The organism is Rhodobacter sp. 24-YEA-8, assembly GCF_900105075.1.
In the GTDB taxonomy this organism is placed as follows: Bacteria; Pseudomonadota; Alphaproteobacteria; order Rhodobacterales; family Rhodobacteraceae; genus Pseudogemmobacter.
The window spans coordinates 277,378-290,224 of the sequence record NZ_FNSK01000002.1 but is presented as its reverse complement, the minus strand read 5'-3'; the positions used below and the strand labels follow the sequence as shown (position 1 = coordinate 290,224).

13 protein-coding genes are annotated in these 12,847 nt (G+C 61.6%); 10 read left to right on the top strand and 3 right to left on the bottom strand.

From position 1 onward, the window contains the following. Positions 1–2 precede the first annotated feature (2 nt). From cyoB to BLW25_RS17875, 4 genes are read left to right on the top strand one after another with little or no spacing between them, the layout of a single operon-like run. Complete coding sequence (cyoB, locus tag BLW25_RS17890; protein ID WP_092902670.1) at positions 3–2,021, top strand: cytochrome o ubiquinol oxidase subunit I; 2,019 nt, start codon at positions 3–5, stop codon at positions 2,019–2,021. Between the two features lie 3 nt (positions 2,022–2,024). Beyond that, entirely contained in the window at positions 2,025–2,678 is a 654-nt protein-coding gene (gene cyoC, locus BLW25_RS17885; protein WP_092902668.1) for a cytochrome o ubiquinol oxidase subunit III, read from the top strand. After that, positions 2,678–3,061 carry a cytochrome o ubiquinol oxidase subunit IV gene (gene cyoD / locus BLW25_RS17880; protein ID WP_092902666.1) on the top strand — a complete coding sequence of 128 codons (384 nt, stop codon included), beginning with the start codon at positions 2,678–2,680 and terminating at the stop codon, positions 3,059–3,061. The genes cyoC and cyoD overlap by 1 nt, the downstream gene beginning before the upstream one ends. Beyond that, positions 3,058–3,780, top strand: coding sequence for an SURF1 family protein (locus BLW25_RS17875; protein ID WP_092902664.1), 723 nt, complete (start codon positions 3,058–3,060; stop codon positions 3,778–3,780). Before cyoD ends, BLW25_RS17875 begins: the two co-directional genes overlap by 4 nt. Here the strand turns inward: BLW25_RS17875 and BLW25_RS17870 are convergent. After that, entirely contained in the window at positions 3,775–4,800 is a 1,026-nt protein-coding gene (locus tag BLW25_RS17870; protein ID WP_092902662.1) for a LacI family DNA-binding transcriptional regulator, read from the bottom strand. The genes BLW25_RS17875 and BLW25_RS17870 overlap by 6 nt on opposite strands. A gap of 144 nt (positions 4,801–4,944) precedes the next feature. Between BLW25_RS17870 and BLW25_RS17865 the strand changes: the two genes are divergently transcribed. The 6 genes from BLW25_RS17865 to BLW25_RS17840 all read left to right on the top strand — a co-directional run bounded on the left by BLW25_RS17865 (position 4,945) and on the right by BLW25_RS17840 (position 10,795). Beyond that, positions 4,945–5,988, top strand: a complete 1,044-nt coding sequence (locus BLW25_RS17865) for a sugar ABC transporter substrate-binding protein (RefSeq protein WP_253188577.1) — start codon at positions 4,945–4,947, stop codon at positions 5,986–5,988. Between the two features lie 86 nt (positions 5,989–6,074). Then, entirely contained in the window at positions 6,075–7,043 is a 969-nt protein-coding gene (locus tag BLW25_RS17860; RefSeq protein WP_253188576.1) for an ABC transporter permease, read from the top strand. Between the two features lie 17 nt (positions 7,044–7,060). Further along, entirely contained in the window at positions 7,061–7,834 is a 774-nt protein-coding gene (locus BLW25_RS17855; protein ID WP_092902660.1) for an ATP-binding cassette domain-containing protein, read from the top strand. Further along, positions 7,834–8,808, top strand: coding sequence for an ABC transporter permease (locus BLW25_RS17850; protein ID WP_092902659.1), 975 nt, complete (start codon positions 7,834–7,836; stop codon positions 8,806–8,808). Before BLW25_RS17855 ends, BLW25_RS17850 begins: the two co-directional genes overlap by 1 nt. A gap of 11 nt (positions 8,809–8,819) precedes the next feature. Then, positions 8,820–9,833: a Gfo/Idh/MocA family oxidoreductase gene (locus tag BLW25_RS17845; protein WP_092902657.1), complete on the top strand. Its 1,014-nt coding sequence runs from the start codon at positions 8,820–8,822 to the stop codon at positions 9,831–9,833. Positions 9,834–9,835: 2 nt separating this feature from the next. Further along, positions 9,836–10,795 carry a sugar phosphate isomerase/epimerase family protein gene (locus BLW25_RS17840; RefSeq protein ID WP_092902655.1) on the top strand — a complete coding sequence of 320 codons (960 nt, stop codon included), beginning with the start codon at positions 9,836–9,838 and terminating at the stop codon, positions 10,793–10,795. A 144-nt stretch (positions 10,796–10,939) separates the two neighbouring features. Here BLW25_RS17840 and BLW25_RS17835 read toward each other — a convergent pair whose 3' ends face one another. Together BLW25_RS17835 and BLW25_RS17830 are read right to left on the bottom strand one after the other, a co-directional pair. Further along, positions 10,940–11,971 carry a branched-chain amino acid ABC transporter permease gene (locus tag BLW25_RS17835; protein ID WP_092902653.1) on the bottom strand — a complete coding sequence of 344 codons (1,032 nt, stop codon included), beginning with the start codon at positions 11,969–11,971 and terminating at the stop codon, positions 10,940–10,942. Continuing rightward, a complete protein-coding gene (locus tag BLW25_RS17830) occupies positions 11,968–12,846 on the bottom strand; it encodes a branched-chain amino acid ABC transporter permease (RefSeq protein ID WP_092902651.1) in 879 nt (292 codons plus the stop codon). Before BLW25_RS17830 ends, BLW25_RS17835 begins: the two co-directional genes overlap by 4 nt. Between the last annotated feature and the right edge of the window lies 1 nt (position 12,847).

Here is a 12,847-nt window from a genome sequence, read left to right as displayed (position 1 = left end):
AAATGGCAGATGCGCCGGGCGCTCAGCCCACAACCTTTCTTTTGGGTCGCCTGAACTGGGAGGCCATTCCGAAAGACCCGATCATCTGGGTCACCTTTGCCGGTGTCGTTCTGGGTGGCCTGGTCATGCTGGCCGCGCTGACAAAGTTCAGGCTCTGGGGCTATCTCTGGAAAGAGTGGTTCACGAGCGTCGATCACAAAAAGATCGGCATCATGTATATCATTCTCGCGCTGATCATGTTCGTGCGCGGCTTTGCCGATGCACTGATGATGCGGCTGCAACAGGTCTGGGCCTTTGGCGGTTCCGAGGGCTATCTGAACTCGCACCATTATGATCAGGTCTTCACCGCCCATGGCGTGATCATGATCTTCTTCGTAGCGATGCCCTTCATCACCGGGCTGATGAACTACCTTGTGCCGCTGCAGATCGGGGCGAGGGACGTATCCTTCCCCTTCCTGAACAATTTCTCGTTCTGGATGACGGTGGGCGGCGCGGTGATCACTATGGCATCCCTGTTCATCGGGGAATTTGCACAGACCGGCTGGCTTGCCTTCCCGCCACTGTCGGGGTTGCAATCAAGCCCCTATGTCGGCGTTGATTATTACATCTGGGGTCTGCAGGTCGCGGGCGTGGGGACCACGCTGTCGGGTATCAACCTTCTGATCACGATCCTGAAAATGCGCGCGCCCGGCATGACGCTGATGCGGATGCCGATTTTCACCTGGACCTCGCTTTGCGCCAATATCCTGATCGTGGCCTCTTTCCCGATCCTGACCATGACGCTGATCCTTTTGACGCTGGACCGCTATCTCGGCACTGCCTTCTTCACCAATGAAGCGGGCGGCAATGCGATGATGTATGTCAACCTGATCTGGATCTGGGGCCATCCCGAGGTCTATATCCTGATCCTGCCGCTGTTCGGTGTGTTCTCGGAAGTCACCTCGACCTTCTCCGGAAAGCGGCTCTTCGGCTACAGCTCGATGGTCTATGCCACGATCTGTATCACGATCCTGTCCTACCTTGTCTGGCTGCACCACTTCTTCACGATGGGGTCCGGGGCGAGCGTCAACTCCTTCTTCGGGATCACCACGATGATCATCTCGATCCCGACCGGGGCCAAGCTCTTCAACTGGCTCTTCACCATGTATAAGGGCCGCATCCGGTATGAGCTTCCGATGATGTGGACCATCGCCTTCATGCTGACCTTCACGGTGGGGGGCATGACCGGCGTGCTGCTTGCCGTGCCGCCGGCGGATTTCGTGCTGCACAACTCGCTTTTCCTGGTGGCGCATTTCCACAATGTGATCATCGGCGGCGTGCTGTTCGGCCTGTTTGCCGCGATCAACTTCTGGTGGCCCAAGGCCTTTGGCTACAAGCTGAACGTCTTCTGGGGCAAGGTCTCGTTCTGGTTCTGGGTTGTGGGCTTCTGGATGGCCTTCATGCCGCTTTATGTGCTGGGGCTGATGGGTGTCACCCGCCGTCTGCGCGTGTTCGATGATCCAGGCTATCAGATCTGGTTCGGCGTTGCGGCCTTTGGCGCGGTGCTGATTGCCATCGGGATCGCGGCGATGTTCGTGCAGATGGGCGTCTCGATCTGGAAGCGCAACGACCCTGCGATGCGCGACGAGACCGGCGATCCCTGGGACGGGCGGACGCTGGAATGGGCGACCTCTTCGCCGCCCCCGGATTACAACTTCGCCTATACGCCGATAAGCCATGGTCTCGACACCTGGTGGGATATGAAACGCGAAGGCGCGGCGCGCCCGACCGGCAAGTATCACGCAATTCACATGCCGAAAAATACCGGCATGGGGGTGATCCTGTCTGCGATTGCGACCGTCTTCGGCATGGCGATGATCTGGTATATCTGGTGGCTCGCGGTGCTGTCTTTCGCAGGCCTGATCGCGGTCGCGATCTGGCATACCTTCAACTACAACCGCGACTTCTATATCCCGGTCTCTGAGATCGAGGCGAAAGAGGCCGCGCGCACCAAACAGCTGCAAGCAGCGGCGGGGGTCTGAGCGATGAGCGTCTTTTCACCCGCCAACCCCGCCGCGATTTATGCGCAGAACAACCCTGAGGCGGTCGCGAAATACTGGGACCAGTCCGAGCATCACCCGGAAGAGGGGGCATCGACCCCGCTCGGATTCTGGGTCTATCTGATGTCCGACTGTCTGATGTTCGCGGTGCTTTTCGCGGTTTATGGGGTGCTTGGCACCTCTTATGCCGCAGGCCCGGGGCCGAAGGCGCTGTTTGATCTGAACCTTGTCGCGATCAACACGGCGATGCTACTCTTTTCGTCGATCACCTTCGGCTTTGCGATGCTTGCGATGTATGCCGGGCAGAAGGGGCGGATGCTGGGCTGGCTTTTTGTCACGCTGCTTTTCGGCCTCGCCTTCCTCGGGATCGAGATTTACGAGTTTTACCACCTGCTCCATGAGGGCGCCGGTCCCGGCCGCTCTGCTTTCCTGTCGTCGTTCTTTGCACTGGTTGGTACCCATGGGCTGCACGTCACCTTCGGATCAATCTGGCTGGTGACCATGATGGTGCAGCTGTCGGTCAAAGGCATCACCGGGCCGAACATCCGTCGGATGAGCTGCCTGTCGATGTTCTGGCACTTCCTTGACGTCATCTGGATCGGCGTTTTCACCTTTGTCTATCTGCTGGGGATGATCTGATGGGCGCGCATCACGACACGCATGGTCAGGGCGGTGGCCAGGATCACGGGCATGGCAGCCATGCCAGCTATATCAAGGGCTTTATCCTGTCGGTCATCCTGACTGCGATCCCTTTTGCGGTGGTCATGACCGGTGGCTTTGAGAGCCGGCTTGCGACCATCGCGCTGATCGTGGGCTTCGCGGTGGTCCAGATCATCGTCCATATGATCTATTTCCTGCATATGACCACAAAGCACGAGGAAGGATGGACCATGATGTCCACCATCTTCACGCTGATTGTGGTGGTGATCATGCTCGCGGGCTCGATCTGGGTCATGTATCATATGAACACCAATATGATGCCGCAGATGAACCACGAGGCCTTGCAGGGTTTCGGGTCGTGACGGTCCGGCGCAGCGGCGCGGCGGGTATCGTTGCGCTGGTGCTGGCTGCGCTGGTCTTTGCCGGGCTGATCGGGCTGGGCGTCTGGCAGGTCCAGCGCCTGGCCTGGAAGACCGACCTGATTGCCCGGACCGAAGCACGGCTGATGGCAAAGCCGGTGGCGCCGCCCAGGGCCGCGGATTTCGCGGCGATCGGGGCGCCGGAATATATGCGCCTCGCGCTGACGGGCCAGTATCTCGAAGTGCCCTCGACCCTCGTACAGGCGCTCACGGTACAGGGGCGCGGCTTTTGGGTCATGAGCCCTTTCATCAGCTATGACGGCCAGTTCATCCTGATCAATCGCGGCTTTATTCCCGAAGCCGCCCGCGACATGCTGCCCGCCCCACCCCGGGGCGAACAGCGCCTCACCGGGCTTTTGCGGCTGAGCCAGCCTGATGGCGCTTTCCTGCGGTCAAACGACCCGGCGGCGGGGCGTTGGTTCTCGCGCGATGTCGGGGCCATTGCGGCCTCTTTGGGGCTGCCGCAGGTGGCGCCCTGGTTCCTCGATCTGGGGCAGCCGGGCGAGGCGGTGGCGCCGGGCACGCTGCCGGTGCCGGGGCTGACGGTGGTACAGTTCCGAAACAGCCATCTCGGCTATGCAGCGACCTGGTTCGCGCTGGCGGGGATATGGGCGTTTGGCCTGTTCATGCTGTGGCGACCAGAGCGCAAAGCGGCGCTATAGCGCACAATTATACTTCGTGTGCAGCAGGATCTGCGAGGCCGCTGGCTGCACCGTGACGCCGCGCGCCGCATCGCGGATCCAGAGCGCGGCCTGGGAAAGCTCGGCGGTGAAATCATGCGAGATCACGAAATCCATCACGCCGCTGCCGAGCAGGTCGCGGGAATGCGGCGTCAGCTCATGACCGACAAAAACCGGATCACGGTCGCGGCCAAGCGCCTCCAGCGCCCAGGCGATGCCGCGATTGGCGCCGGCGACATTATAGATCGCCAATGGCACACCATGATCGTGGAAATGGCTGATCAGCTGCTGATGCGTGGTCTCGGGGTCATCATTGGCGATCACCTGTTCCTGCACGCGCAGATGCGGGAATTCGCTGCGCAACACGCGACGAAACCCCATCACGCGTTCTTTCTGACAGCGAAACGGCACGCTTGAGACGATGAGGATACTGGCGCGGCTTTGCGAGAGGCGGCTTCCGATCAGAAAAGCCGCCACGCTGCCGGCGGCATATTGGTCATTGCCCACATAGGCGGCGCGGCGCGAACTGGGCAGATCGCTGGTCAGGCAGACCACCGGCACGCCCTGGCCGCCCAGTTTGCGCAGCGCCGCATTAATCGCGGGATGTTCGCGGGCGACTACTATCACCCCATTGCTGTCGCAGCCGCCCTGTTCGATCTGGCGGGCGAAAAGCGCCGGATCGGCCTCGCGGGTGGTCAGATAAAAGCCGCTGATCCGCACACCGGGAAGCGAGCGGTTCACCGCATCGGCGGCCGCATCCATCGCGGCGTTGAAGCTTGTGCCGGATTCGCAAAACAGCCTCAGATCCAGCGCCTCTTCGCGTCCCTGGTTTTCCTGGCTGAGCTTGTCCAGTGCCGCCACAACCCGGTTGCGGGTCTTTTCCCGCACCCCAGGCCGGTTGTTCAGCACGCGGTCTACCGTTGCGGGACCAAGCCCGGAAAGCCGCGCAACCTCTTTTACCGTCGGGCCTTTCCAGCCCTGCATGCGGGAATTTTCCGCCATCTCTTTCCCCTCCGCAGCCCGGATACACCCGAAAACGGCTGCCGCGACAAATGATGTGATTTACATCAGAAACAGCCGTTCAATCATCTTTCGCAACTTTGCCATGATTGCAATATTCATTGCACCCTTGGAGGAGGAGAAAAGATGATGACGTTCAAAGGCTGGATTCTGGCCGCGACCGCGCTTGCGACCACCGCCCTCACAGCGACCCTTCCAGACGCCGCCATGGCGCAAGATGGCGAAAAACTGCGCTTCGTCGTGGTCTCGCATATCGGGTCCAACGATCCGAATATGAACTGGCTGACCATGGCGATGGAGGAATTCGGCAAGAAATACCCCGATGTCGAAGCCGAATATATCTCGACCAACAATTACTCGATCCAGGAACATGTTCGTCTGCTGGAACAGGCGATTGCCACCCGCCCTGACGGGATCGCGGTGCCGGTGGTCAGCCCGGATGCGTTCGAAGGCCCGCTGCGGCGCGCCATCGACTCCGGCATTCCGGTCGTCGCCTTCAACATCGCCGATGGCCGCCCCGAGGCTGAGCGCATTCCCTACGTCACCTATGTCGGCGGCGACGAGCTGCTGACCGGCAGGAAGTTGGGCGAATATGCTCTCTCCCAGGTCGAGGCGGGTGTGGTGCCGGCCCCGACCCGGGTGGTCTGCGCCAGCCATGACAGCGCCCATGAAGGGCTGAAAAAGCGTTGCGCGGGGATGCGTGAAGTGATGGAGGCTGCGGGCGCGAAATTCGACGAGCTGTTCATCGGCGCCGAACCCGCGACCGCGCGCAACACGCTGCAATCCTATCTCTCGGCCAATACCGACACCAATTACATCTTCACCGTGGCCGGCTGGTCGGCACCCTGGGCCTGGGGTGTCGCCAATGAGATGGGGCTTTCGCCCGATGTCGATATGGAGGGCGTGACCGTTCTGACCGTCGATGAAGGCCCGGTCTCGATTGAAGGCGTCCGTCAGGGCCATGTCCTTGCCACCAACAGTCAGGGCTTCTGGCTGCAGGGTTATGCGCCGCTGGAATGGCTCTACTGGAATGTAAAACATGGCTATGCGCCGCAGCAGGACATTCTGACCGGCCCGATCATCATCACCAAAGAAAACGCTGACAAATGGTCTGATCTGGTCCGCAGCGTCTTTGGCGAAGAGGCCTATAATCAGCAAAACACCTGGTAAGCCTGCGTATTCTGCCGGCCGGGGGACACCTCCCGGCCAATCCTGCCAACGCGTCGCATATGCCCGCTTGCCAGAGGAAGATCCTCATGCGAACCCCCCTGCAAGCTCTCGTCCGAAGCCAGAGTTTCGGCGCCGTGATCGGCGTCGTACTGATGCTTGCCGTCTTCAGCCTCATTGACTTCTCCGGCTGGTGGCGCAGCCAGACGCTGGCAAATGTGGCGCATTTCTCGGCCATTCTGGGTCTTGTTGCGATGGGCCAGGCACTGGTGATCATTACTAAGGAAATCGACCTCTCTGTCGGGTCGGTCTATGGGCTTACGGGCGTCGCCTTCATCACCTTTGAGCCGCAATATGGGGTCGGAGGCGCCATTCTGCTGGCGCTGCTGATCGCGGCGCTGGTGGGGGCGGTCCAGGGCGTTCTGGTGGTGAAGGGGAAGCTCCCTTCGATGATCGTGACCCTGGGCGGCCTCTTTGCCGCGCGCGGCCTGATCTATGTCTGGACCGGCGGCTCGGTGAACAATTTCTCGGAAGCGGCGCGCAACAACCCGCTGACCCGGCTGTTCGGCGGCGAGCTCTTTGGGCTTGAGGCGGCGATTTTCTGGATGATCGGGCTTTGCATTATGCTGAATGTGATGCTCTGGGGCACGCGGTTCGGCAACCGCCTGCTGGCGACCGGCGGCGCGCAGGATTCTGCGGAATCGCGCGGCGTCAGATCGGATCACGTCAAGATCGCCACCTTCACCCTTTGCGCGCTGCTTGCCGGCTTCGCAGGGATCGTGACGCTCGCAGACAAGCCGCAGACCCATGTGACCCTGGGCGATCTGATGGAGCTGGAGGCGATTGCGGCAGCCGTGATCGGCGGCTGCCTGTTGACGGGGGGCCGTGGCTCGCTGCTGGGCGCGGTGCTTGGCGCCTTCATCATCACGAGCTTTCGCTATGAGCTGATCGCACTTGGCGCGCCGTCTTCCTGGTTCATCACCTTTGTCGGTGTGGTCCTGATCGTCGCCGTCATCTTCAACCAGTCCCTTGCCCGCCGGGCAGGGCATTCTGTCTGACCCGAAAGGATCCTCCCATGTCCGGCACCCCCCTGATCCAGGTCAAAAATCTGCAGCTTTACTTCGGGGCCTTTCACGCGCTGAAAAATGTCTCGGTCGACTTCAATGCGGGCGAGCTGATCGGCCTTGTCGGTGACAATGGTGCCGGCAAGACCACCCTGATCCGCGTGCTTTGCGGCATCCATAAACCCACCTCGGGCGAGGTCTGGTTCAATGGAACCCGGGTCGAAAAATTCCATCCCAAACTCGCCATCGATCAGGGGATCGAGACCATTCAGCAATCGGTGGGCCTGTGCGACAATCTCTCCATCGCGCGCAATTTCTACCTTGGCCGCGAACCGGTGCGCCGGATCTTTGGCATCCCGATTCTCGATTTCAAAAAGATGCGCGAGATGTCGACAAAGGTGATCCGTGAATTCGGATTGCGCGACAATGTCTCGGCCGATGACGAGGTCGAGCGGCTTTCCGGCGGTGAACGCCAGTCGGTGAAAATCGGCCGCGCGGTTGCGTTCAGGAACCGCGTTGTCATCATGGATGAGCCCACGAACCACCTTTCCGTGCGCGAGCGTGAACATGTCAATGAACTCGCCCTGGCGCTGAAGGAACAGGGGTTGCTGGTGATCTATATCACCCATGACATCTTCCAGGTCCATAAGCTCGCCGACCGGATCATCATTATGGAAAACGGCGAAAAGATCGAAGACGCCGCCACCAGTGCCATGACCGCCGACGAACTGGAGGAGGTCATCCGCCAGGGTGGCCGCAAGGTCGAAAAGCGGGAGACCGTCTGATGGCGGCGCAAGGGTTCAAACGCCTGGTACGGCGCCATTCCGAGATCGGCATCTTTCTGATCGCGGGCCTTCTGGTGGTGTTCTTCGCCACCAGTTCCGATGGTCGCTGGGCCAATCTCTATAATTTCGCGACTATTTTGCAGGTCACGGCGACGCTCGGTCTGATGACCCTGGGCGTGGCGCTGGTGATCGGCACCGGCGAGATCGACATCTCGGTCGGATCGACCTTCGGAATGGGCGCGCTGGTCTACCTCTGGCTGGCGCTCAGGATCGACCCGGCGATTGCGATGCTGGCGGCGGTGACGGTGGGCGGGCTGATCGGGGCTTTCAATGGCTGGCTGATCACGAAAACCGGCACACCTTCGCTGATCATCACGCTCGGATCGCTGATGATATTTCGCGGCATCGCGATTGCACTGACCGACGGATTTTCCTTCTCGATCCCCTATGCGGCGCGCGGGGGCTTTACCTACTGGCTCTTTGGCGGCGGCGATATTCTCGGCTTCAACACCGGACTGATCTGGCTGGGGGTAAGCCTCGTCGTTCTGATGATCCTTCTGCGCGCCACGCCTTTCGGCAATCGTCTGCTGGCGGTCGGCGGCTCGGCCGCAAGCGCCCATTCGCGCGGCGTCCGCGTCGACCGTATCAAATTCTCGGCCTTCGTGATCTGCGGCCTGCTTGCGGGCCTCGCCGGAGGGCTCGAAGCCGGCAAGCTGGGCTTTGCCGATGGCTCGATGGGGCGGCTGATGGAGTTGCAGGCGATTGCCTCATGCGTTCTGGGCGGCTGTCTGCTGGCGGGCGGGCGGGTGTCGCTGCCGGGCGCGCTTACGGGGGCTTTCGTGCTCTCGTCGATCCAGTCCTATCTGGTGGTGATGGGGGTCAGGCCGCAATGGTTCATCCTCACGCTGGGGGTGATCGTGGTCGTGGCGGCGCTTGGCGATCGGGTGCTGCGGCAATGGGCTGTGAAACGGTAGGAATGACATAAATGACTGTCAGAATTGGAATTATCGGCGCCGGGATTATGGGGGCCGATCACGCGAAGATCTTCGCCGAAGACCTGCCGGGGGCAGAACTGCGCCTTGTGGTCGATGCTTCGGCAGATCGTGCAGAGACGCTCGCCCGCGCTTATGGCGCCGGGGCCGGCACCGATGCGGACGCGCTGATTGCGCGTGCCGATATCGACGCCGTGCTGATCGCCAGCCCCGATTTCACCCATGCGCCGCTGACCAAAGCCTGCCTTGCGGCGGGAAAGCCGGTGCTTTGCGAAAAGCCGCTCTCGCCGCTTTCATCGGAATGCCTTGAGGTCATGGCGGCGGAAGAGGCCAGCGGCCGTCAGTCAGTGCAGCTTGGCTTCATGCGCCGCTATGACCAGTCCTACCAGGAGATGCGCGGCGCACTGCGCGACGGGCTGATCGGGCGCGCGGTGATGATGCACAACTTCCACCGCAATGTCGAAAACCCCGCCGCCGATTTCACCGCCGATATGGCGATCACCAATTCCGCGCCGCATGAATTCGACGCGACCCGTTTCGTATTGGGAACGGATTATGTCGCCGTGACGGCCTTCTCGCCGCAACTCGCCAGTGGCAGGGTCGGGCCCGTGGTGATGGTGCTGGAAACGGACCAGGGCCAGGTCGTCACCATCGAGGTGAATAACAACGCCGCCTATGGCTATGACGTGCGCGGCGAGCTGGTCGGGGAAACCGGTGCGGTTTCGCTTTCCGCCCCGCTGCATTCGCGCATCGACCGCGGCCTGCAACAGGTCACCACCTATGCCGCCGACTGGCGCCCGCGCTTTGCCGAGGCCTATCGCCGCCAGAACCGCGCTTTCATCGACTTTGTCCGCAGCGGGGTCTTTCCGGCGGATGGGGCCAATGCCTGGGATGGTTACGCCGCATCGGTGATTGCCGAGGCCGGGGTGACCTCGCTGAAAGAGGGGCGGCGGGTTGTCGTTGAAATGATCGCGCAGCCGGATTTCTACCGCAAAAGGACAGACTGACCATGAAGCTTGGTTTTGTAACAGACAGTCTCGGCGGAGACAGCTTTGAAGGCGTGCTGGAGACGGCTGCCCGTCTTGGCGTCGCGGGGCTTGAGGTCAATACCGGCGGCTGGTCGACCGCGCCGCATTTCGACCTTGCGCTGATGACGCGCGATGCCGGCGCGCGCAAAGCCTTCATGAAGGCCTTTGCAGATCGCGGACTGGAGCTGATCTGCCTGAATGCAAACGGCAATCCGCTGCATCCGACCGAACCGCATCAGGCGGAATGCCTGCGCGATACCATCCGCATCGCGGGCGATATGGGGATCACGAAGATCGTGACCATGTCGGGTCTGCCGGCCGGGCGCGAGGGGGATCTGATGCCGAACTGGGTCGTGGCAAGCTGGCCGCCCGAGACGCAAAAGATCCTCGAATGGCAATGGCATGAAAAGCTGATCCCGTTCTGGAGCGAGATGTCTGATCTGGCGACGGCCTCGGGCGTGTCGCAGATCGCACTCGAAATGCATGGCAATCAATGCGTCTATAACGTGCCCTCGCTTCTGAAGCTGCGGGATGCGGTCGGGCCGGTGATCGGCGCCAATCTCGACCCGAGCCATCTGTTCTGGATGGGGGCCGACCCTCTGGCCGCAGCCGGGGCGCTTGGCGAGGCGATCTTTCATGTCCATGCCAAGGATACCTTCCTCAATGCGCCGAAACAGGCAACCACCAGCCTGCTGGAAAACGGCGGTCTGATGGATATTCCGGCCCGCAGCTGGTCTTACATCACGCTCGGCTTCGGCCATGGCGAGGAATGGTGGCGGCAGTTCTGCTATCGGCTGAAGATGGCGGGGTATGATGGCTGGCTCTCAATCGAGCATGAGGATGTGCTGCTGAATTCGCGCGAAGGTCTCGAGAAATCCATCACGCTTTTGCGCAATGTGATGCCCGCGCGCGATGCGGATTTCCGGCCTCAGGCGATCTGACTGCCCGGGATCCGGGCGCTTCTTTCCCCGGCCGGGCTGCTCCCTTTGCCCGACCCATGGCGGGGGCCTGTGCCTTACCGGCCCCCGCTGCCCGCACTGGATCGCCCGCCGATGGGGGGCGGTGATTTTCCCGGCTCCGGACGGTCAGACCGGCCTGGTATGAGGCGGGGGCGCAGGTGGTGCATCCGGTCTCTGACCGCGCCCCTGGCCGAACCTGAACCGGATTCCGGCAAGCCCTTTGGGAAAAAGGATCACGCAGCCCGCCAGCACAAGCCCGATGCCGATCTCGCGCCAGTCCGACACTTCGCGCAGCCCCTCATCGGCCCACATCAGAAGCGCGGCGCCGATCAGGGGCCCCCATGTGGTGCCAAGCCCGCCGACCACGATCATCGCAAGGATGAAGAGAAGCATCGCGAATGCAAAAGCAGTCGGCCCGACCACGCCGAAATGCGCGGCATGAAAGGCGCCGGCAAGGCCGGTGAAAAAGGCGGAAAGGCCAAAGACCCAGAGCTGATAGCGCATCCGCGACACGCCGCGTGCCAGTGCAAGGCCGGGATTGTCGCGCAGGCCCCGAAAGGCCAGTCCCAGCGGGCCATGGATGATCGCGATGCAGAACAGCTGCGCGGCAAGCAGCAGCACCAGCCCGGTATAGTAATGCCCGATATACCATTTCGAGCCGAGAAGATCGCGAAAGCCCAGATCTCCGAACCGCGAAAAGCCGCGCGCGCCGCCGAACAAAGGCAGACAGCCCGAGGCGGGCGTGGTGAAACAGGCGGTGTCGTTCACGACCAGAAGATACATGACCTGGCCAATCGCCAGCGTCAGCAGCGCCACATAGGGGCCTTTCAGCCTCAGGCAGGCAAAGCCGATCACCAGCGAGACACCTACCGTCACCAGGGCGGCCAGCAGCATCGCGGCGGGCAGCATCAGCCCGATATAATAGGCCAGCATCGCGGTCGCATAGGCACCGACCGCGAACAGCGCCATCTGCGCCAGTGAAAAGATCCCCGCGACGCCCAGAACCAGGTTCCACTGGCTCGCCACCACCGCCCAGATGAAGAAAACCGTCAGCTGCGTCAGCACATAGCGGGTGCCGGTCAGCAATGGCACCGCCAGCATCAGAAGAAACAGCACCAGCGCAATCACGACATCGCGTCTGACAGGAGACCGGATCATAGCCGCACCACTTCTTTCTGGCCAAAGACGCCCTGGGGTCTCCAGATCAGCACTGCGATCACAAGACAAAGCAGGATCGCGAAGGCATATTGTACGCCGAAGATGTATTGGATGACCGCCTCAAGCATACCGATGGCAAAGGCGGTCAGCGCGGCGCCCGGCACATTCCCCAACCCCGCCACGACACAGATGATGAAGGCTTTCAGCATCGGGTCCGCCCCCATATTCGGCAACAGCCCCGACATTGACGAGATCATGATCCCCGACAGCGCCGCCAGTGCGCCCGAGAGCATCAGGATCGTCAGGTAGATCCGGCGGATCGGCACACCCATCAGCTGCGCTGCATCACGGTTCATCGAGGTCGCCCGGATCGCCCGCCCGAGGCGCGAGCGGTTCAGCATTCCCGCCACCAGCACCAGCATCAACAGAGCTGTGACAAAGATCAGCACATTTTGCCAGGGCAGGTTGACCTGGCCGATCATGATGCCGCCTTCAAGCTTAAGGCTCTGCGCCTGGGGTTGTGGGCCAAAGGTCTTGAGGATCACGCTTTCCAGCATCAGCCCGATGCCGATGGTGGCGATGAAGATGCGGGTCTCGAAGCCTTCGCCACCAAGGATCGGCCGCGCGGCCGCGACAAAGATCAGACCGCCCGCCACCGCTCCCGCCGCCATTGCGGCCAGTGCGGCCAGCGGTGCGGGCCAGCCCATCGCCTGCATCCCCCACATGGCGATATAGCCGCCAAGCGCCAGCAGACCGCCTTGCGCCATGTTCAGCATGTTCAGTGCGCCGTAAATCAGCGCAAGGCCGATCGTTGAAACGGCATAGACCGCGCCGAGGGTCAGCCCGGAAATCAGGATCTGGGTTGCGATATCCATG